The 20,859-nt window shown below is 46.8% G+C and carries 16 protein-coding genes; 14 read left to right on the top strand and 2 right to left on the bottom strand.

What is annotated here, in order from left to right; translation table 11 throughout:
* Nucleotides 1-277 precede the first annotated feature (277 nt).
* The 7 genes from ACHUFZ_RS12615 (at nucleotide 278) to ACHUFZ_RS12585 (ending at nucleotide 7,280) form a co-directional block, all read left to right on the top strand.
* Entirely contained in the window at nucleotides 278-766 is a 489-nt protein-coding gene (locus ACHUFZ_RS12615; RefSeq protein ID WP_134834260.1) for an arginine repressor, read from the top strand.
* Nucleotides 767-913: 147 nt separating this feature from the next.
* The gene (locus ACHUFZ_RS12610; RefSeq protein WP_394127457.1) at nucleotides 914-2,707 is read left to right on the top strand and encodes a protein-disulfide reductase DsbD; all 1,794 of its coding nucleotides are present in this window, start codon (nucleotides 914-916) and stop codon (nucleotides 2,705-2,707) included.
* Nucleotides 2,708-2,945: 238 nt separating this feature from the next.
* On the top strand, nucleotides 2,946-3,581 hold the full coding sequence (locus ACHUFZ_RS12605) for a response regulator transcription factor (protein WP_394127456.1): 636 nt from the start codon (nucleotides 2,946-2,948) through the stop codon (nucleotides 3,579-3,581).
* A gap of 103 nt (nucleotides 3,582-3,684) precedes the next feature.
* Entirely contained in the window at nucleotides 3,685-4,311 is a 627-nt protein-coding gene (locus tag ACHUFZ_RS12600; protein ID WP_394127455.1) for a MarC family protein, read from the top strand.
* Nucleotides 4,312-4,533: 222 nt separating this feature from the next.
* Entirely contained in the window at nucleotides 4,534-4,797 is a 264-nt protein-coding gene (locus tag ACHUFZ_RS12595; RefSeq protein ID WP_004410602.1) for a DUF4212 domain-containing protein, read from the top strand.
* 12 nt (nucleotides 4,798-4,809) lie between these two features.
* Entirely contained in the window at nucleotides 4,810-6,537 is a 1,728-nt protein-coding gene (locus tag ACHUFZ_RS12590) for a sodium:solute symporter family protein (protein WP_394127454.1), read from the top strand.
* A 260-nt stretch (nucleotides 6,538-6,797) separates the two neighbouring features.
* Complete coding sequence (locus ACHUFZ_RS12585) at nucleotides 6,798-7,280, top strand: hypothetical protein (RefSeq protein ID WP_134834256.1); 483 nt, start codon at nucleotides 6,798-6,800, stop codon at nucleotides 7,278-7,280.
* Between the two features lie 192 nt (nucleotides 7,281-7,472).
* On the opposite strand, the gene ACHUFZ_RS12580 is transcribed toward ACHUFZ_RS12585, so the two are convergent.
* Together ACHUFZ_RS12580 and ACHUFZ_RS12575 are read right to left on the bottom strand one after the other, a co-directional pair.
* Nucleotides 7,473-10,901 (bottom strand): PAS domain-containing hybrid sensor histidine kinase/response regulator, encoded by a 3,429-nt coding sequence (locus ACHUFZ_RS12580; RefSeq protein WP_394127453.1) that lies wholly within the window; start codon nucleotides 10,899-10,901, stop codon nucleotides 7,473-7,475.
* A gap of 106 nt (nucleotides 10,902-11,007) precedes the next feature.
* On the bottom strand, nucleotides 11,008-12,192 hold the full coding sequence (locus tag ACHUFZ_RS12575; protein ID WP_394127506.1) for a 3-phenylpropionate MFS transporter: 1,185 nt from the start codon (nucleotides 12,190-12,192) through the stop codon (nucleotides 11,008-11,010).
* Nucleotides 12,193-12,424: 232 nt separating this feature from the next.
* Between ACHUFZ_RS12575 and ACHUFZ_RS12570 the strand changes: the two genes are divergently transcribed.
* From ACHUFZ_RS12570 to prmA, 7 genes are all read left to right on the top strand, one after another.
* Nucleotides 12,425-14,251: a DUF294 nucleotidyltransferase-like domain-containing protein gene (locus ACHUFZ_RS12570; RefSeq protein ID WP_394127452.1), complete on the top strand. Its 1,827-nt coding sequence runs from the start codon at nucleotides 12,425-12,427 to the stop codon at nucleotides 14,249-14,251.
* 10 nt (nucleotides 14,252-14,261) lie between these two features.
* The gene (locus tag ACHUFZ_RS12565) at nucleotides 14,262-14,894 is read left to right on the top strand and encodes a 3'-5' exonuclease (RefSeq protein ID WP_394127451.1); all 633 of its coding nucleotides are present in this window, start codon (nucleotides 14,262-14,264) and stop codon (nucleotides 14,892-14,894) included.
* Between the two features lie 211 nt (nucleotides 14,895-15,105).
* Entirely contained in the window at nucleotides 15,106-17,055 is a 1,950-nt protein-coding gene (gene acs / locus ACHUFZ_RS12560) for an acetate--CoA ligase (RefSeq protein ID WP_134834252.1), read from the top strand.
* Between the two features lie 305 nt (nucleotides 17,056-17,360).
* Nucleotides 17,361-17,810, top strand: coding sequence for a type II 3-dehydroquinate dehydratase (gene aroQ / locus ACHUFZ_RS12555; protein WP_053438789.1), 450 nt, complete (start codon nucleotides 17,361-17,363; stop codon nucleotides 17,808-17,810).
* A 79-nt stretch (nucleotides 17,811-17,889) separates the two neighbouring features.
* Nucleotides 17,890-18,342 carry an acetyl-CoA carboxylase biotin carboxyl carrier protein gene (gene accB / locus ACHUFZ_RS12550; protein WP_134834251.1) on the top strand — a complete coding sequence of 151 codons (453 nt, stop codon included), beginning with the start codon at nucleotides 17,890-17,892 and terminating at the stop codon, nucleotides 18,340-18,342.
* 15 nt (nucleotides 18,343-18,357) lie between these two features.
* On the top strand, nucleotides 18,358-19,701 hold the full coding sequence (gene accC / locus ACHUFZ_RS12545; RefSeq protein WP_134834250.1) for an acetyl-CoA carboxylase biotin carboxylase subunit: 1,344 nt from the start codon (nucleotides 18,358-18,360) through the stop codon (nucleotides 19,699-19,701).
* Between the two features lie 187 nt (nucleotides 19,702-19,888).
* Complete coding sequence (gene prmA / locus ACHUFZ_RS12540) at nucleotides 19,889-20,776, top strand: 50S ribosomal protein L11 methyltransferase (RefSeq protein WP_394127450.1); 888 nt, start codon at nucleotides 19,889-19,891, stop codon at nucleotides 20,774-20,776.
* Nucleotides 20,777-20,859: the final 83 nt, after the last annotated feature.

Here is a 20,859-nt window from a genome sequence, read left to right as displayed (position 1 = left end):
GTTGCGATTCCTCGCGATAAAATCATGCGGATATTTATGCCACCCTCGGAATAAATATCCGCAAACAGACAGAATTCACTCCTAATTACAGTTACTTGAATAGTTTTTTATTTGGCGATCCCATTCACAAAGCCGCATATACTTTGGTGGTAGACTAATAATAAAAATTAAGTCACCAAAGAGTGACCGCTCACAGATGGATTGCACTTACATGGATCTGAGTGCCCAAATAGCCACATGGACGATTGATTATTACGTCATGTTTTAAGGAGTTCTCATGAGTGAAACTCTAAACCCTAGTGTCATTGATTACAGCGAAGATAAAACGCTGACAGCTGCCTGCAAACGTTTATTACAGCAACAGAGTTTCACAACCCAAAATGAGTTGCGAGAAGCGTTGGTCAATATTGGTTTCCAAGGTATTAGCCAATCTACAGTATCCAGACTCCTGTCTCAGCTTGGGGTCGTAAAAGTACAAAATGCCTGCGGTAAAAAGGTGTACTGTATTACGGTAGAAACCGCGCCTGTGCGTGTTGAATCCTCTATTTCTTCTCAAATTGAGTTTATTACTCATAACCAAGCTATGGTGGTGGTTAAGACTCACCCTGGTAGTGCCCAGCTTGTTGCCCGCTTAGTGGATATTGACCCTCACACCGAGATCCTAGGCACCGTTGGTGGTAACGATACTGTGCTGGTTATTCCTAAAGATACCGACCATATCGACGCCTGTGAGCGTGTCGTTCGAGCAAGGTTAGGTGTCGCTTAATCTTTTAAGGCGGCAGCCACTCTAGCGCAGTCGCCTTTAGAGCAACCTCTCGAACTACAGAATAATTTTCTTAAGGTGAAACTTATTCCCCCTACCCTCTGTCTTATTGAGTTAAAATGATGAAAATTTAACTCAAGTGACTCTTTTATGCGCTTCGTCTTCTCTCTAATTTTGCTGTCTCTTTCTGTCATTTCCGCACCGGCAATGGCGCTGTTTGGCAATTCAAATTCAGCACCGAGCTTTGGTAATAGCAACAATACCTTTGTCCCTGTAGATGAAGCTTTTCAATTTAACGCTTTTCAGCAAGGCAATCATGTCCTGATTGATTGGCAAGTAAAAGACGATTACTACCTTTACCAACATCGTATTTCGGTCAGCGGCGAGAATGTCACGTTAGGCGATGTTGAGATGCGCGATGGTGAACCCTACAAAGATGAGTTCTTTGGTGAGGTCAACATCTACACCACGCCGCTGTTTGTTGAAGTACCACTGAGCAATTATCAAGAAGGTGCTCGCCTGATTGTTCAATATCAAGGCTGTGCGAAAGCTGGCTTCTGTTACCCACCAGAAACACGAGTTGTCGAGCTAACCAGCTTTGACTACCAGGAGCCAAGTGCTGTAATTCCGAGTCAAAAAGCAGCAGAGCCTCAAGTAACGCCCACTCAAGAAAGCACATCAACGCCTGTATCAAGTGAATCCAATCTAGCTTCAAAGCTTGGTGACAATTGGTGGACCCCACTGCTGTTTTTAGCTTTAGGTGTTGGTCTAGCATTTACACCATGTGTACTGCCGATGTACCCAATCTTAACCAGTATCGTATTGGGCAGCGGTAAACTCAGCCATACTCGCGCATTGGGTCTAGCCTTTATTTATGTCCAAGGCATGGCGCTCACATACACCTTGCTCGGACTGGTGGTGGCATCGGCTGGCATGCAATTCCAAGCAGCCATGCAGCACCCTTATGTTTTGATTGGTCTTAGTGTTCTGTTTGTCGCGTTGGCGCTTTCAATGTTTGGTTTGTATACCATTCAATTGCCAAGCAGTGCACAGACTTGGTTAAACAATCTAAGTAATAAACAGAAAGGCGGCAGCTCACTTGGTGTGTTTGCCATGGGTGCGATTTCTGGTCTGGTTTGCTCACCATGTACCACCGCGCCACTTTCGGGAGCACTGCTTTATGTCGCTCAAAGCGGCGATCTGTTTACTGGTGGTATTGCTTTGTATGCCTTAGCGATGGGAATGGGCATCCCGCTGATGTTAGTGGCCGTATTTGGCAACAAACTGCTGCCAAAAGCTGGTAACTGGATGGATCGTGTGAAGACTTTGTTTGGCTTTATCCTACTTGCAGCGCCTATCTTCCTCCTAGAGCGAATCATGCCTGAGCTATGGGCAACTGTGCTTTGGTCAGGGTTAGGTATCGCTGCCTTTGGCTGGTTATACCATGTTAAAAACTCACTGCCGTTTGGTGGTTGGAAGCAAAGCGTAGTCGGCATCATTGCTGTGCTTGGTCTATTTGCTTCAGCTCAACCAGCGCTGAATTACTACTTTGGTAACAGTGTGGTAGAGCAGAAAAGTCAGATTGAGTTTATCCAAATCAGCAATATTGAAGAGTTAAATCAGCAGTTAGTAAGCGCCAAGCTTGCTGGGAAACCCGTGATGCTCGATTTCTACGCCGATTGGTGTGTGGCTTGTAAAGAGTTTGAGAAGTACACCTTCCACCAGCCAGCGGTGGAAGCTCAGCTGAAAAACTTCGTTTTACTGCAAGCGGATGTCACGCGTAACCAACCGCAAGACATTGAACTACTGAAAGAAATGCGCGTGCTTGGCCTACCGACAATTGAGTTTTGGAATGCCAATGGCGAGCCAATTTCAAACGCTCGCATTACTGGCTTTATGAATGAAGAGACCTTCCTCAAGCATTTGGATAGCCATAACTTTTAAGCAATTCAAACAACGCCAGCGTCTATGCTGGCGTTATTGTATGTGGCAACAAACGAACCTTCGCGATCAAGTACCAACCAAAGTGAGCAAGTACTTATTTATTTTTTAAGGTTGGTATCTATATGCAATTTTGCTAATAAAACCCGATACAGTTCAGACTTTTAGCGGATAAATATTGTCCACAATCGTAAAGATGACAATAATTCCATTAACCAAACACTCATAAGTAGTTAACGTCATGGATTCGACTTACACCATTATCATTGCAGATGATCACCCGCTATTTCGTAATGCACTCTTCCAATCAGTGCACATGGCAGTGAGTGGTGCCAACCTGCTCGAAGCTGACTCTTTAGAGGCACTGCTTTCACTACTTAAAAAAGAAGATGAACCTGATTTATTATTGCTTGATCTGAAAATGCCAGGTGCCAACGGTATGTCAGGCCTAATCCAACTGCGTGCTGAGTACCCCGATTTACCGATTGTTGTCGTTTCTGCCAGTGAAGAACCCGCGGTCGTCACTCAGGTGAAAAGTCATGGTGCGTTTGGCTTTATTCCTAAATCAAGCGATATGCGTGAACTGGTCAGTGCACTCAACCAAGTCCTCAATGGCGACCCCTTCTTCCCAGAAGGCTTAATCACCAACAATGCAGCCTGTAATGATTTAGCTGAAAAAATAGCGACTTTAACACCTCAACAATACAAAGTTCTTGGAATGCTATCTGATGGACTACTCAATAAGCAAATTGCTTATGAGTTAAATGTATCTGAAGCGACTATCAAAGCCCATATGACAGCTATTTTCAGAAAGTTAGGCGTAAAAAATCGAACTCAAGCAGTAATATTGTTGCAACAGCTAGAATCTGAAATTTAAGTTACCAAAAATTACATTATTACTCTCAGAATTCTGTTAATATGAGGGCATCAGGCGACAATCTGATTTACCCCTCTGTTCGTCAACTCTGGGAGTACTTCTCTTGTTAAGCATCTTAATTACACAATTCGTTGTTCTTTGGGCGGTGATCGACCCAATTGGCTCCGTTCCCGTTTACCTATCCCAAACTCAGCATTTGTCCGCTAAACAGCGTCGACTGGTCGCATTAAAAGCGGTCGCTATCGCTACGGGGGTTTTGCTGTTTTTCCTACTCATAGGACAGTTGCTCCTCGAAGCAATGCAAATTCCATTGCCAGCCTTTCAGGCTGCAGGGGGGTTAGTGCTGCTGCTGTTCGCCCTTACGATGATTTTTGGTGAGTCTAAACCAGAACAGGAAACCAAACTGTCGAAAGAAGTTAGCCACTCAGATTTAGCGGACTTGGCAGTCTACCCATTAGCGATTCCATCGATTGCTTCTCCTGGCGCGATGATGGCGATTGTTATGCTGACCGATAACCACCGTTTTTCACTGATCGATCAAAGCATCACTGCCGGCGTCATGGTAGCGGTATTGCTAATTACGCTACTATTACTCCTCGGCGCAACCCATATTCAGAAATGGATTGGTAATGTCGGTGCAGCGATTATCAGTCGCGTCATGGGACTGATTTTGGCAGCGGTTGCAGTAAATAATCTGCTGATGGGGATCAAAGATTTCTACTTAGCCTAATAAAAATTGAGCGATTTAAAGATGAAACGTTAGACTTTAGGCTAATTTAACACAACGTTAACATCACAAAAATCAATACGCCTTTTACTAAGCGCCCGTTATATGGGCGCTTTTTGTTTTTCTCGCCGCGACTAAAGTTGAAAAGAGTTCTTGCCACCCCCTTGCTAATGTAGATGGTGAAACATTTTTTTAACAACCCATATCAATCGTAAGGAGGCGGCAATGGCATTTGAAAGTCAGGATAAAGCCAAAGCCTATTGGGATAAGAACGTAAAACTAATGATCACGTTAATGGTTATCTGGTTTGTCGTTTCTTTCGGCTGCGGCATCTTATTTGTCGATCAACTCAATCAATTTCAACTAGGTGGTTACAAGCTAGGATTCTGGTTTGCTCAACAAGGCTCAATCTATGCCTTCCTAGGTATTATTTTCTACTACGCGTGGAAAATGCGCCAAATCGACCGTGAATTCGGCGTAGATGAGTAAGGAGACACTCAGATGGATTTGAAAACTATCACTTACCTCGTTGTTGGTGCGACCTTTATCCTTTACATCGGTATTGCGATTTGGGCTCGTGCTGGATCAACTAAAGAGTTCTATGTTGCGGGCGGTGGTGTAAACCCAATCGCGAACGGCATGGCAACAGCAGCAGACTGGATGTCAGCAGCATCATTTATCTCTATGGCTGGTCTTATCGCCTTTATGGGTTACGGCGGCTCCGTATTCCTCATGGGTTGGACTGGCGGTTACGTACTTCTAGCACTACTACTTGCACCTTACCTACGTAAGTTCGGCAAGTTCACTGTACCAGAGTTCGTAGGTGAACGTTTCTACTCAAACGCAGCACGTATCGTAGCGGTTGTGTGTCTAATCATCGCATCAGTAACTTACGTTATCGGTCAGATGAAAGGTGTTGGTGTCGCGTTCGGTCGTTTCCTAGAAGTAGACTACTCTACTGGCCTACTGATCGGTATGTGTATCGTATTTATGTACGCGGTTATGGGCGGCATGAAAGGCATCACGTACACGCAGATTGCTCAATATTGCGTACTCATTTTAGCTTACACTATTCCTGCAATCTTTATCTCTCTGCAACTCACTGGTCACCCTCTACCTCAAATTGGTCTAGGGAGTACCATTCAAGGCACCGATGTCTATCTGCTCGATAGGCTCGATCAAGTGGTCACCGAGCTCGGCTTTAGTGAATACACCACCCAAGTCCGTGGCGATACGTTAAACATGTTTGTTTACACAATGTCACTAATGATTGGTACTGCAGGTCTACCACACGTAATCATCCGTTTCTTCACTGTACCGAAAGTACGTGACGCACGTACATCAGCAGGTTGGGCACTACTGTTCATCGCGATCCTATACACAACTGCTCCAGCGGTATCTGCAATGGCTCGCTTAAACCTAATGGATACAGTTAACCCTGCTCCTGGCCAACACCTTGCTTATGATGAGCGTCCTGACTGGTTTAAGAACTGGGAGAAAACAGGTCTACTAGGCTTTGATGATAAGAACGGCGACGGCGTAATCCAATACACATCTAGCGCAGCAACCAACGAGCTTAAAGTTGACCGTGACATCATGGTACTGGCTAACCCTGAAATTGCGAAACTACCTAACTGGGTAATCGCACTTGTGGCAGCGGGCGGTCTAGCAGCGGCACTATCAACGGCGGCAGGTCTATTGTTGGCTATCTCGTCGGCGATATCCCATGACTTAATCAAAGGCGTCATTAATCCAAATATCTCTGAGAAGAAAGAGCTGCTCGCCAGTCGAATCTCCATGGCAGTGGCGATTGCGGTGGCAGGTTATCTCGGCCTCAACCCGCCAGGCTTTGCAGCAGGTACGGTAGCACTGGCCTTCGGTCTCGCCGCATCCTCAATCTTCCCTGCGTTGATGATGGGTATCTTCAGCAAAGGTATTAACAAAGAAGGTGCAATCGCAGGTATGATTGCGGGTATCAGTATCACGCTATTCTACGTATTCCAACACAAAGGCATCCTATTTGTTGCTGACTGGAAATACCTAGAAAGCTGGGGTAGCAACTGGTTCCTAGGCATTGAGCCAAACGCATTTGGTGCAATTGGTGCGGTATTTAACTTCGTGGTAGCGTTCGCTGTATCGAAAGTAACAGCTGAAACTCCGCAAGAAGTTAAAGACTTGGTTGAACACGTACGTGTACCAGCAGGTGCTGGCGGTGCAGTAGACCACTAAAACTATACCTAAACCACAAAAGCCCCTATTGGGGCTTTTTTATTCGCTTAACTTATTCTAATAATTAGAGATTCCCTGAACCGTAGCAAGGAAGCATACGAATGCCATTGATTATATGTTCAGGGATTACGCAGACAAAATCGCTTAGAACAAGGCAAAGATTGCAGCAAGCTAGTTGCTCTACCTTCAAAATCTTTAACGAAGTTTTCAGCGATTTTAGCCAGTAAAAATGAACAGATAATTGATGGAATTAGTATTTTATGTTCAAAAACAAGCACTTTCTGATCGCATTATTGATCGCCCCGATTCTTTCTCTTATTGCCTATTTTGGTACTGACATGGCGCTGAGCGAAAAACCTCATGCCGCTAAAGAAGGGGAAACCTATAAGTTGGCTGCTAAATCAAACTGCCGCTATACCAGTGGTTTGTGCGATATGACTAATGGTGACTTTAAAGTGCAGTTCCGCTCAGAAAAGCTAACCGCGCAAGGGCTAGACTTATCACTAAAAGCGGCCTTCCCTCTTGAAGGCGTCAAACTATCACTGGTAGACAGCCAAGATCAGAGCGCGCAACCTATCGATATGGCATCGACAGATAGCACTGGACAACACTGGGCTGTATCTTTACCAAAACCGACTTCCGCAGAGAGCTGGCTACGCGTGGCCATCCAATCCGAAGGAACGCTTTACTATGGTGAGACGCAAACCGCTTTCGTTAAATACGAAACGCTGTTTACGGAATAGCGAGAAGCGAGAAGCGAGAAAAATATTTAGGGTTGGCGTTTTGCGTCAACCCTTTGTTTTTTTTTAATTAACTGTCATCCCCGAGAACGAGGAACGAGTGAGTTGGGGATCTCTTGAAACAAACAGGAAGCTTTATGAGATTCCCTACTCCTTCCTTCGTCAGTCTATGGAATGACGATAATAGAGCTCCCCCTAAACCCGATTCAACACCGCTCTCAATTTCAGCGGCTTAACAGGCTTAGGAATAAAACTAAAGCCATTCGACTTAATACCATCGAGCATATCATCGGTTCGATCCGCACTGATGATCACCCCTTCAAAGCTATCACCTAGACGCAAACGACATTGCTGCAACACTTCTAAACCCGTGCGGCCATTATCCAGTCGGTAATCAGACAGAATCACATCTGGCACCCAAGTTTCTTCGATGGCCTGGAGTGAATTCACCAAGTCTACCGCAGTGCGAACATCACACCCCCAGCGGCCAAGCAGATTCTCCATCCCAATCAAGATATCGGTTTCATTATCGACACACAGCACTTTAAGATGACTGAGATCTGAGACTGCACTCGCTGGCTCTGCTTTCACAGGGGCAATGACCTGTTCACTACGTGCCAAAGTAATCGAAAAGACACTACCTTCCCCCGGCCAAGAACGCATTGTGATTTGATGCCCCAGCACATGGGCGATCCCTTTGGAAATCGCCAAGCCTAATCCTAGTCCTTGATCTGAACGAACTTGCGTTCCGCGCTTAAACTCTTCAAAGATTTCTTGCTGCTTATCCTCGTCAATGCCCATACCGTTGTCCCACACATCGATACGAGCTTGGCTGCCGACGCGCCTAACACCAAGCACCACTTTCCCTTTCGGGCTGTAACGGAACGCATTGGTTAAGAAGTTTTGCACCACTCGTCGGAGTAATTTGGGGTCTGATGATACCAGCAACTGGCTTGGTATCATCGAAAACTCAATACCTTGCTGTTTAGCAAGGGCACTAAACTCAGCATTGAGGTTAGCAAGTACATCGTTAACCGCAAAACCATGCACATTAATGTCTAATTTTCCTGACTCCAAGCGAGAGATATCCAGTAGGTCACCGATAAGGTCTTCGGCTGCTCCTAAGGCACTTTCGATATGGTGCGAAAGCTGTTTGGTTTCCGCATCTTTGGCGACTTCCGACAATGAAGAAGCAAACAGACGCGCAGCATTGAGTGGCTGCATTAAGTCATGACTAACAGCGGCCAAAAAGCGCGATTTCGATTGAGATTCATGTTCCGAACGCTGGGTTGCACTAACCAACTTCTTATTCAGTTGTTCTAGCTCTTGAGTTCGCTCTTGAACGCGTTCTTCCAACGATTCATTGGCATCTTTCAAGGCTTGTTCCGCATCCCTAAACACCGTGATATCGGTAAAGCTCATTACAAAACCACCACCCGGCATTGGATTGCCCTGCACTTCAATCACTCGACCATCAGGACGAACGCGAGACGAAGTATGACGGGTGCCTTGTTCTAGATGGAACACTCTGCGACGCACATGCTGTTCTGGGTCACCTGGGCCGCATAAACCTTGCTCCGCATTGTGACGAATCACATCCGCAATCGGCCGGCCAACTTGAATCAACCCGGCCGGAAAGGTGAACAACTCCAAATAGCGTTGGTTCCACGCCACCAATCTGAGCTGCTTATCAACTACCGCAATCCCTTGGCCAATATGCTCAATTGCCCCTTGCAGTAATCCGCGGCTAAAGTCGTACAGCTCCGAGGCTTCATCAACGATGGTGGCGACTTCTTCAAGCTGCATATTTCGCCCTTGCAACGCCGAAGTAAGGACTAACTTAGCCGAAGAGGCGCCAAACACACCAGCCAGCACGCGCTCGGTATGACGAATCAAGGTGGAAGGCGCTTGCTGATTGGGCAATAAGGTTTCACGTTGTTGCTGCCAATATTGCCGAAACGCACTGCGAACACGCTGACGACCGACAAAGCGAGAGGCGAGCATTTCTAGCTCGCCGACGGTAACTCGACTCTGATAGAGGCTCATATTTTCGCTTTCTGGCAATGGCGTACCAACAAACGATGCCGACTGTAAGCGCTCACTTAGGCTTGCGCGGGTAAAGAGTGAAATCACCACATAACAAAGGGTATTCAGCGTAACGCTGAGTACGATACCCCAATCTGAATTTTTCACATCCCAGTTTTGCAGCAGCTCTGGCGGAGTAATCAGCCAGAGTAAGAAGTTATTCTCAGCCGACCCCGCCAGCATATCGGTTTGGCTCATCAAGGTAATCAGCCACAAGGTAAAGCCAACGGCTAATCCAACGTAGACCCCTTTTCGATTACCCTGACGCCAGTACATGCCACCAATCAATGCCGGAGCAAACTGAGTAATCGCAGCAAAGGAGAGGAAACCGATCGCAGACAAGGAATGAATACTGCCAAACGCTTGATAGAAGCCCCATGCCCCCAATAGCAAGAGTAAGATTAGTCCGCGACGAATGACCAACAGTAACCCAGAAAAATGACGATGAGTACGCTGTGATAACCGCATTCGGCGCAGCAACAGCGGCATAACCAAGTCATTAGAGACCATGATCGCCAAGGCAATGGTCGAGACGATTACCATACCACTTGCTGCTGACGTACCACCTAAAAACGCCAGTAACGCGACATCTTGAGCACCAACTGCCATCGGTAGGCTAATCACATAGGTATCAGGGCTAGCATCAGTCAACAAACCTTGCCCTACCCAAGCGATCGGCAAGACAAAGATCCCCATCAAAATAAGGTAGACAGGAAACAGCCAACGCGCAGTATGTAGGTCTTGAGCACGCTCATTTTCCACCACCATGGTATGGAACTGACGTGGTAAACAGACAATCGCCAACATAGTTAACACGGTATGAATCAGTAGGGTTGGTACATTAGGCGACTGGTAGGTTTGGCTGGCAATCTCAGCCAATTCAACATCACTGCGACTAAGGGCAAGGAAAAGAATAAAACAACCGACTGCAAGGAAGGCCACCAGCTTAACAATCGACTCAAACGCGATTGCCATCATCATGCCGCGGTGGTGCTCTGTATTATCAATATGACGAGTACCAAACAGCATGGTAAAAATCGCCAGCGCAGCAACTACAAACCAAGAAACATCAAAACTTGACCCTTCTAGATGCACTGGAAGCTCTGGAGCAATAATCTCTAACCCCATGGTGATGCCACGTAGCTGCAGAGCGATATAAGGTAATATGCCAGCGACAGCAATCAAGGTGACCACCACTGCCAGCCCTTGCGACTTGCCGTATCTCGCCGCAATAAAGTCGGCGATTGAGGTAATGTGCTCTCGTTTGGCGGTTATGATCAACCGAGCTAAGATTCGCCAACCAAAGGTAAACACTAAAATTGGCGCGATATAAATAGGTAAGAATGACCAAGGATTATTACTCGCTTGGCCGACCGTGCCGTAGAAAGTCCACGAGGTACAGTAGACGGCAATCGACAAGCTGTAAACCCAAGGACGCCACTTCGCGAGCCAAGTTTGACGTTTGTCGCCGTACCAAGCGATGAGAAACAGCAACCCGAGATAGAGCAGTGAAACCGTAATCACTAACCAACCTTGCATCCGATATCCTTATCTTGTGCGTATTTGTAACCACAAACAAAAAACCTCTCCAACTTGGAGAGGTTTCATTTAACTAAGGATAGCTAGTTAACTCAATCAGATAGGCTTAATTCTGTGCTTTAGACTCGGCTTTGATTGATTGCGTTGCATTGGCTTGTTGTGGGTCGAGCTTAATAAACAGCGCTAATACGCCCATGGCTGCCATCACCCAGAATACATTTGCGCCCCAATGCTCATAACCCCACCCACTTAGCGTCGTCATCAGCGCAATAAAGGCACCGAGTGGAATCGCGTTATACAGCGCCTGAAGCGCGACCATCTTACGCTGCTCACAGTGTTGGATATATTGAATCGCCGCAATATGGGCCATCGCAAATGTCACGCCATGCAATAGCTGGATCAGTACTAACGCCAACAAAGCGGTCGTCGATGCGGTCAATCCCCAGCGAGCAATTACGCCCAATGCGGCAACAACAAACAGTGCTCTTAAACTCCAACCTGCGAACAAACGCTTACTCAGTGCAAACACCGCCACTTCGGCCACGACACCTAGGCTCCACAAGTAGCCAATAATGTCTTCAGAGTAGCCTGCCCCTTTCCAATAAATCGAGCTAAAACTGTAATAGGCGGCGTGACTGCCCTGAATTAAGGCTGCCAAAGCGAGAAACTTAATCACTGGCAGTTCACGTAGTAACTCTGACAATTTTGGACGTTCAGAATCGACTTCTTCAGTCGTGACTGGCATCGGATTAGTGTTACGCATACTCAGGACTAACGCGCCCAACATACCTGCCAACGCGGTATACAGGATCATGTCAGTGCCAAACTTCGCCACTAAGAAGCCAACCACAGTCGAGCCAGCAATAAAGGCAACCGAACCCCACAGGCGAGTACGGCCATAATCGAGCATCTTAAGGCGTGAATAGTAGTTCGCCATCGCATCGGACAGCGGCACGATAGGACCACAGCAGAGGTTAAATAGTACCGTCGCCAGTGCCATCAGCCAAAAGCTTCCGCCAGCAAAGAAGTGGAAACCAACAAACAGCAATGCCGCAAAGCTTAACCAACGCAGTGCTGGCATAAGATGCTCAACCTTATGCAAACGAGGCGTCAAAACCATATTCGCTACACATCGCGTCGCAAAACCGATACCGACTAATACACCGATGTCGGTCGCTGACACGCCTTGCTCTTCAAACCACAGCGCCCAAAACGGCAAGTAAACACCGTAAGCAAAGAAAAAACCGACAAAATACTGGGAGATCCAGCCATATGGAGATGGGGTGAGCATCGCGACCTCTGAATGCTGAGTGAATAGGAACAGAACGGCGCCATTATCCTTACCTTTACTGTGAATAAAAAGGGAATAATCGTCACAAGTGAGTTTCCCTATTCTCACCATTTGCATCATTGGTAATAAATCAAATGAGCTTGTTTGAGCGATAGATTCGACCAAAGTCGTCTGGAAGAAAAATATAAATCACGCACACTTAGCAGATAGAAGATTGCGTGAGTAGGTCAGTATGCCAGACAAATTTAATATGCATTCCCCGCCTTTCGATCGACTTGATGCCCAGCAGCAAAACCGTCTGCGTAGCTCACTCGACGTGGCTTACTTTCGCGCCAAAGAAACCTTATTGCAGGCCGGTGACACTTGCCAACATCTGCATATTATTATCAAAGGCGCGGTTGAAGAGCGCTCTCAGGATGACAGTGAAATCTTCGCCCACTACGCCAACGAAGACTTGTTTGATGTGCGAGCGTTATTTGAAACCTCGGTCAAACATAAGTACATCGCACTCGAAGATACCCTTGCCTACCTGCTGCCTAAATCGATTTTCATTGAGCTGTACAACGAGAATGGCCAGTTCGCAGCTTACTTTGATAATAACCTTGCTCGCCGACAAGAGTTGATTGAAGCCGCTCAACAGCAGCAAAACTTGGCTGAGTTTATTTTGACTAAAGTCGATAGTGAGATTTATCACCCACCGATGGTGCTTGCTCCTGATCAGCCTCTTAATGAAGTGACCCAGACGCTTAAAGATAATGGCATCGATTCAGCATTAGTGCGTCTTCATGATACAGATGTACGACTGATTGACGATTCACACTCACTGCCCTACGGCATTATCACAAGAACCAATATGCTCCATGCGGTGATGCTCGACAATCACCCCCTAGATACCCCCGTTGGCAAAATCGCAACCTTTCCTGTGATTCACGTTGAGGACGGTGAGTTCCTTTTCAACGCCATGATCAAAATGACGCGCCACCGCGTTAAACGTGTCATGGTGGCAGATGGCAAAGACGCGGTCGGCATGCTCGACATGACCCAGATCCTCAGCGCCTTCTCGACCCATTCGCACGTATTAACCCTGAGTATTGCCCGCTCATCGAGTATTGAAGAGCTCGCCTTGGCCTCCAACCGCCAGCGCCAACTAGTTGAAAGCTTACTCAGCAATGGCATTCGCACGCGCTTTATCATGGAGCTGATTTCAGCGGTCAATGAGCAGATTATCGAAAAAGCCTTTGAACTGATTGTTCCCCCCGCCCTTCACGATCACTGCTGTTTGGTCGTTTTAGGCTCAGAAGGGCGTGGTGAACAAATCCTTAAAACCGACCAAGATAATGCGCTGATCATCAAAGATGGACTGCAATGGCACCAGTGCGAGTCCGTCATGGAAACCCTCACCCATACCTTGCAACAACTCGGTTACCCACTCTGCCCTGGCAACGTGATGATCAACAACCCGAAATGGGTCAAAACGCAAAGTGAGTGGAAGAGCACGATTAGCCAATGGTCGAGACCAAACTCCGCTGAGCAGGTGATGGATTTGGCGATCTTTACTGACGCTCACGCTGTTGCGGGAAATAGCAGCTTATTAGAACCGATTGCCGAACATCTTAAGCAAATCATGGAAGGCAACATGCTTGCACTGCAAGATTTCTCTCGCCCAGCGCTACAGTTCTCACTGCCGCTCACTCTGTTTGGCAATGTCAAAAAAGATAAGCAAGGTGTGGATGTCAAAAGCGGCGGCATTTTCCCGATCGTGCATGGCATTCGCACTCTATCGCTCGAATACGGCATCGAAGAAAAGAACACCTTTGAGCGCATAGAAGCCCTGCGCAATAAACGTATCTTGGAGCCAGAGACAGCCGATAACCTCAGTGAAGCGCTAAAATTACTGTTCAAACTGCGCCTCAACCAACAGCTGAGCAATCAGCACAGCCACAATCGTATCGACCTCAAGCAAATTGATCGAACCGAGCGTGATTTACTCAGACACAGCTTGCACGTAGTGAAAAAGTTTAAGCAATTCTTAGGCTATCACTATCAAATCAGAGACTAGAGGCAGCGGTATGAACTGGTTTCGACGACGCTATTGGTATTACAAACTGAAAGGCTCATCCTATCAGCCACTCTTCGCTTGCGTCGCTAAAGGGGAATATGTCTCGCTCGACTGTGAAACCACCAGCTTGGACCCTAATCGAGCCGAGCTAGTCACCATCGCCGCAACCAAAATCATTGATAACCGGATTATTACCAGTAAGCCATTTGAAGTGCGCTTACGTGCCCCGCAGTCGCTCGACTCAGGCTCAGTCAAAATTCATCACATCCGCCATCAAGATCTCGTCGATGGTATTGATGAGAAGCAAGCGCTTATCCAGCTATTAGACTTCATCGGCAATCGACCATTGGTGGGCTACCACATCCGCTATGACAAGAAAATTCTCGACCTCGCTTGTCGCAAGCAACTTGGCTTTCCATTGCCAAATCCACTGATTGAAGTGAGTCAGATCTACCATGACAAGCTGGAAAAGCATTTGCCGAATGCCTATTTCGACCTCAGTTTAGATGCGATCTGTAAACACTTAGATCTGCCATTACAGAACAAACATGACGCTCTGCAAGATGCCATTGCTGCCGCACTTATCTTCGTTCGGCTAACAAAAGGTGATCTGCCTAGCCTAAATCTGCCCTACACGCGCTAGTGTAAGCTTAGATCTAACTCTCAATTTCAAACATAGTTCGTTCATTTTTAAGCAGATTCCTCTCTCTCATCCTAAAGTCTAATTGTCGAATCTTCGCGTGTGATTGAAAGTTAAAGGCACAGGGATTTTACGACGTCAGGGTCAGGTGACCTTATCGTTTTAAACGGACACTTGCTCGATTCGAGTTGGATAGAGCACAAGGAGATAAGCAATGAGTGAAGCCCACATTTATCCGGTAAAAGAGAACATCAAAAAAAATACACACGCGGATAACGATACTTACCAAGCCATGTACCAACAATCTGTGACGGATCCTGTTGGCTTCTGGAGTGAACACGGCAAGATTGTCGATTGGATTAAGCCTTTCACTCAAGTTAAGAACACTTCTTTCGATACTGGCCACGTGGATATTCGTTGGTTTGAAGATGGTACGCTCAACGTATCTGCAAACTGTATCGACCGTCACCTAGCAGAGCGCGGTGATGACGTTGCGATCATTTGGGAAGGTGACGATCCAAATGATGATAAGACACTAACATTTAAAGAGCTGCACAAAGAAGTGTGTGAGTTCTCTAACGCACTGAAAGAGCAAGGCGTTCGCAAAGGCGACGTAGTTTGTTTGTACATGCCGATGGTGACAGAAGCGGCGGTTGCGATGCTGGCTTGTACTCGTATCGGTGCGGTTCACACTGTGGTATTCGGTGGTTTCTCTCCTGAAGCCCTATCTGGTCGTATTATCGATTCAGACGCGAAAGTCGTCATTACCGCTGACGAAGGTGTTCGTGGCGGTCGCGCGGTTCCACTGAAGAAAAACGTCGATGAAGCACTGACCAACCCAGAAGTGAAAACTATCGAGAAAGTGATTGTCATGAAGCGCACTGGTGGTGACGTAGATTGGCATGAGCACCGTGACGTTTGGTGGCATGAAGCAACAGCAAATGTGTCTTCAGATTGTCCACCAGAAGAGATGAAAGCAGAAGACCCGCTATTTATCCTTTACACGTCAGGCTCAACAGGTAAACCAAAAGGCGTACTACACACCACAGGCGGCTACCTAGTTTATGCGGCAATGACGTTTAAATATGTCTTTGATTACCAGCCAGGCGAAACCTTCTGGTGTACGGCTGATGTGGGTTGGATTACTGGCCACACTTACCTAATTTACGGACCACTGGCAAATGGCGCTAAGACAATTCTATTCGAAGGTGTGCCTAACTACCCAAGCACCAACCGTATGAGCCAAGTGGTCGATAAACACCAAGTCAACATCCTTTACACAGCACCAACTGCTATTCGTGCACTAATGGCGAAAGGCAATGAAGCGGTTGAAGGCACGTCGCGTAGCAGCCTACGTATTATGGGCTCAGTGGGTGAACCAATTAACCCAGAAGCTTGGGAGTGGTACTACAAAACTATCGGTAACGAAAACTCACCAATCGTTGATACATGGTGGCAAACTGAAACTGGCGGTATCTTGATTGCGCCACTTCCAGGTGCGACCGACCTTAAACCAGGTTCAGCAACACGTCCATTCTTCGGTGTTCAGCCTGCTCTTGTTGATAACATGGGTAACATCATTGAAGGCGCGACTGACGGTAACCTTGTCATCCTAGATTCATGGCCAGGTCAGATGCGTACCGTTTACGGTGACCATGAGCGTTTCGAACAGACTTACTTCTCTACCTTTAAAGGCATGTACTTCACCAGTGATGGTGCTCGCCGTGATGAAGATGGTTACTACTGGATCACTGGTCGTGTGGATGACGTGCTAAACGTATCTGGCCACCGTATGGGTACAGCAGAGATCGAATCAGCACTGGTTGCTCACGATAAGATTGCAGAAGCTGCGATTGTTGGTATTCCACACGATATTAAAGGTCAGGCAATCTACGCTTACATCACACTAAATGATGGTGAGTTCCCAAGTGCTGAACTACACGCAGAAGTGAAGAACTGGGTACGTAAAGAGATTGGCCCAATCGCAACTCCAGACGTACTGCACTGGACTGACTCTCTGCCGAAAACTCGTTCAGGTAAGATCATGCGTCGTATCCTACGTAAGATTGCAACCGGTGATACCAGCAACTTAGGTGATACATCAACGCTAGCGGATCCAAGTGTGGTTGATAAGTTGATTGCGGAAAAAGCTGAACTGGCTTAACTCACCGTTTAAAACAGCCTAATTGCAGCAAAGCCGTCACTCTTGTGGCGGCTTTTTTGATTGTTAGAGCACAAAACCGCCCCTTCAAATGGCTCGAAAGTGACCAGTTTTGTTACCTTGGTAGCAAAATCGCTCCCCTCTCCTGGGTGATTAGACCAGTAAATTGCTGCTAAATGCGCTGAATTAGCTATAATCTGGGTCTATTTCAAAGATCCAGACCAATTTCTTACAAAGAAATCATGCTGAATCCGCGATAATATGGGAATATCTAAGTTCGTCTCATGTATTAGGAAGATAGCGACACAATGGCAGCAAAATCACGCATTCTTGTCTTAAACGGTCCAAATCTGAACTTGTTGGGGCTACGTGAACCGGCACATTACGGTTCTCAAACGCTTGCACAAATCATCGATTCACTGACCAAACAAGCAGAACTTGCAGATGTAGAACTGGAACATCTACAGTCAAATCGCGAGTACGAACTGATTGAACGAATCCACGCAGCTTATGGCAACGTGGATTTTATCATTATCAACCCAGCAGCTTTCACACATACCAGTGTGGCACTGCGAGACGCCCTACTTGGCGTTGCGATCCCATTTATCGAAGTGCACTTATCTAATGTGCATGCCCGAGAGTCTTTCCGTCATCACTCTTACCTGTCTGATAAAGCAGAAGGTGTGATTTGTGGTTTAGGCGCTCAAGGCTACGAATTCGCTCTGTCTGCAGCAATTAAACAATTGCAGGCAAAGTAACTTAATTACTTTACAAGTAAACAAACACTCTGCAGCTCTACGGAGCTGTCTTATTCACAAGATAAAAGAGAAAGAAAAAATGGATATCCGTAAAATCAAGAAGCTTATCGAGTTAGTAGAAGAATCTGGCATTGCTGAGCTAGAGATCTCTGAAGGTGAAGAGTCGGTACGCATCAGCCGTAACGGTACAGCGGCACCAGCACCTGTACACTACGCAGCACCTGCGCCTGTAGCAGCACCTGCTCCAGCGGCGGCACCTGCTCCAGCAGCAGAAGCGGCAGCACCAGCAGTTCCTGCGGGCCACCAAGTTCTTTCTCCAATGGTAGGTACTTTCTACCGTTCTCCAAGCCCAGACGCGAAATCATTCGTAGAAGTTGGCCAAAGCGTTAGCGCTGGCGACACGCTATGTATCGTTGAAGCAATGAAGATGATGAACCAAATCGAAGCTGACAAGTCTGGCGTTGTAACTGCAATCCTAGTTGAAGACGGCCAACCAGTTGAATTCGACCAACCACTTGTTGTTATCGAATAATAGAGGCTCTCTCTTATGCTAGATAAATTAGTCATCGCGAACCGAGGTGAAATTGCACTTCGTATCCTTCGCGCATGTAAAGAATTAGGCATCAAAACAGTTGCGGTTCACTCAACTGCTGACCGTGACCTAAAACACGTACTGCTTGCAGACGAAGCCATTTGTATCGGTCCTGCTCGTGGTATCGACAGCTACCTAAACATCCCTCGCATTATTTCTGCGGCGGAAGTAACAGGTGCAGTTGCGATCCACCCAGGCTACGGTTTCCTATCTGAGAACGCAGACTTCGCAGAGCAAGTAGAGCGCAGCGGCTTTATCTTTGTTGGTCCAAAAGCGGAAACAATCCGCATCATGGGTGACAAAGTTTCTGCTATCACAGCAATGAAAAAAGCTGGCGTACCTTGTGTACCGGGTTCTGATGGTCCTTTGGATGATGATGAACAGGCAAACAGAGCGCACGCGAAACGCATCGGCTACCCAGTAATCATCAAAGCATCTGGTGGTGGCGGTGGTCGTGGTATGCGTGTTGTTCGCTCAGAGAAAGAACTAACAGAAGCAATCGCAATGACACGTGCAGAAGCAAAATCATGCTTCAACAACGACATGGTTTACATGGAGAAGTTCCTAGAAAACCCACGTCACGTTGAAGTGCAGGTTATTGCTGATGGCCAAGGCGGTGCTATCCACTTAGGTGAACGTGACTGTTCAATGCAGCGTCGTCACCAGAAGGTTGTTGAAGAAGCTCCAGCTCCAGGTATTACTGAAGAGATGCGTAAATACATCGGTGAACGTTGTACTCGTGCATGTCTAGAGATCGGTTACCGCGGCGCAGGTACGTTTGAGTTCCTATACGAAAACGGCGAATTCTACTTCATTGAGATGAACACGCGTATTCAGGTTGAGCACCCAGTAACTGAAATGGTGACTGGCGTTGATCTAATTAAAGAACAGCTACGTGTTGCAGCAGGTCAGCCACTGTCATTCACTCAGGATGACATTAAGATCCGCGGCCATGCTATCGAGTGTCGTATCAATGCTGAAGACCCAGAGCGCTTCCTACCTTCTCCAGGTAAGATTGAACGCTTCCACGCTCCTGGCGGTATGGGTGTTCGTTGGGAATCGCACATCTACACGGGTTACACAGTACCTCCTCACTACGATTCAATGATCGGTAAGCTGATCACGTTCGGTGAGAACCGTGATGTGGCAATTGCTCGCATGAAGAATGCACTAGGTGAAATGATTGTAGAAGGTATTAAAGTAAACGTATCGCTACAAGAATCGATCATGAATGATGAGAACTTCCAACACGGCGGTGCGAACATTCATTACCTAGAGAAGAAACTAGGCCTTCAGTAAGTGTAAAGTTACGAGAATACATTCTCTCTAGCAACTAGCAACTAGCAACTAGCAACTCTGATTCTATTTTAAAATGCTCACTTCGGTGGGCATTTTTGTTTTAGGGCATTTATTAACCTATAAAAACGCCCGTTTTCTGCTAAACTCTGCGCCAAATCACATCAATCAATGTAAAGAGCTCATACTCATGCCTTGGATTCAAATCAAACTCAATGCGACCAATGAAAACGCTGAACAGATCGGCGATATGCTTATGGAAGAGACTGGTGCGCTGTCTGTCACCTTTCTAGACGCGCAAGATACGCCTGTATTCGAGCCTCTACCGGGTGAAACTCGTCTTTGGGGTGATACGGATATCCTAGCGCTGTATGACGCTGAGGCGGACACTCAGTTCATTCTTGAGCAAACCAAGCTAAGTGGCCTACTAGCGGAAGGTTTTGCTTACAAAGTAGAGCAGCTTGAAGATAAAGATTGGGAACGTGAATGGATGGATAACTTCCACCCAATGAAGTTTGGTGAGCGTCTATGGATTTGCCCAAGCTGGCGTGAAATCCCAGAGCCTGACGCGGTCAACGTGATGCTAGACCCTGGCCTGGCTTTTGGTACCGGCACCCACCCAACAACAGCTCTGTGCCTAGAGTGGCTAGAAGGTTTAGACCTTAAAGGCAAAACTGTTATCGACTTTGGCTGTGGCTCTGGCATCTTGGCGATCGCCGCGATCAAACTGGGCGCTGAAAAAGTTATCGGGATCGACATTGATCCTCAAGCACTACTAGCATCAAAAGACAATGCCGAGCGTAACGGTGTTGCTGACCAACTTGAAGTATTCCTACCTCAAGACCAACCTGAAGGTCTGATTGCTGACGTTGTGGTAGCCAACATTCTGGCTGGCCCTCTACGCGATCTTTCATCGATTATTAAGTCTCTGGTGAAGCCAAATGGTGAGCTTGCGATGTCTGGTGTACTGGATACACAAGCTGAAGATGTTGCCAACTACTACCGTGACGAGCTTCACATTGATCCTATAAAAGAGCAAAGTGAATGGTGTCGCATCTCTGGTCGCAAGCAAGGCTAGATAAGACTTTGCGAGCTAATTGACTGATTTTTGGGCATTTTACGAAAACAATTTGTAAATGCTCAAATATTAGTCTTTTCACA

Source organism: Vibrio hepatarius, assembly GCF_043642085.1.
Lineage (GTDB): Bacteria > Pseudomonadota > Gammaproteobacteria > Enterobacterales > Vibrionaceae > Vibrio > Vibrio hepatarius_C.
Note: the sequence above shows the minus strand (reverse complement) of the source record. Positions and strands in the feature narration are given on the sequence as shown.

Excerpts from the sequence above, each read along its gene's own strand:
- ACHUFZ_RS12590 (WP_394127454.1), top strand. The coding sequence starts at position 4,810 with ATGGATTTGAAAACTATCACTTACCTCGTTGTTGGTGCGACCTTTATC.
- aroQ (WP_053438789.1), top strand. The coding sequence starts at position 17,361 with ATGGCAGCAAAATCACGCATTCTTGTCTTAAACGGTCCAAATCTGAAC.
- ACHUFZ_RS12610 (WP_394127457.1), top strand. The coding sequence starts at position 914 with ATGCGCTTCGTCTTCTCTCTAATTTTGCTGTCTCTTTCTGTCATTTCC.
- accB (WP_134834251.1), top strand. The coding sequence starts at position 17,890 with ATGGATATCCGTAAAATCAAGAAGCTTATCGAGTTAGTAGAAGAATCT.
- acs (WP_134834252.1), top strand. The coding sequence starts at position 15,106 with ATGAGTGAAGCCCACATTTATCCGGTAAAAGAGAACATCAAAAAAAAT.
- ACHUFZ_RS12585 (WP_134834256.1), top strand. The coding sequence starts at position 6,798 with ATGTTCAAAAACAAGCACTTTCTGATCGCATTATTGATCGCCCCGATT.
- ACHUFZ_RS12615 (WP_134834260.1), top strand. The coding sequence starts at position 278 with ATGAGTGAAACTCTAAACCCTAGTGTCATTGATTACAGCGAAGATAAA.
- accC (WP_134834250.1), top strand. The coding sequence starts at position 18,358 with ATGCTAGATAAATTAGTCATCGCGAACCGAGGTGAAATTGCACTTCGT.
- ACHUFZ_RS12565 (WP_394127451.1), top strand. The coding sequence starts at position 14,262 with ATGAACTGGTTTCGACGACGCTATTGGTATTACAAACTGAAAGGCTCA.
- ACHUFZ_RS12605 (WP_394127456.1), top strand. The coding sequence starts at position 2,946 with ATGGATTCGACTTACACCATTATCATTGCAGATGATCACCCGCTATTT.
- prmA (WP_394127450.1), top strand. The coding sequence starts at position 19,889 with ATGCCTTGGATTCAAATCAAACTCAATGCGACCAATGAAAACGCTGAA.
- ACHUFZ_RS12580 (WP_394127453.1), bottom strand. The coding sequence starts at position 10,901 with ATGCAAGGTTGGTTAGTGATTACGGTTTCACTGCTCTATCTCGGGTTG.
- ACHUFZ_RS12575 (WP_394127506.1), bottom strand. The coding sequence starts at position 12,192 with ATGCTCACCCCATCTCCATATGGCTGGATCTCCCAGTATTTTGTCGGT.
- ACHUFZ_RS12595 (WP_004410602.1), top strand. The coding sequence starts at position 4,534 with ATGGCATTTGAAAGTCAGGATAAAGCCAAAGCCTATTGGGATAAGAAC.
- ACHUFZ_RS12570 (WP_394127452.1), top strand. The coding sequence starts at position 12,425 with ATGCCAGACAAATTTAATATGCATTCCCCGCCTTTCGATCGACTTGAT.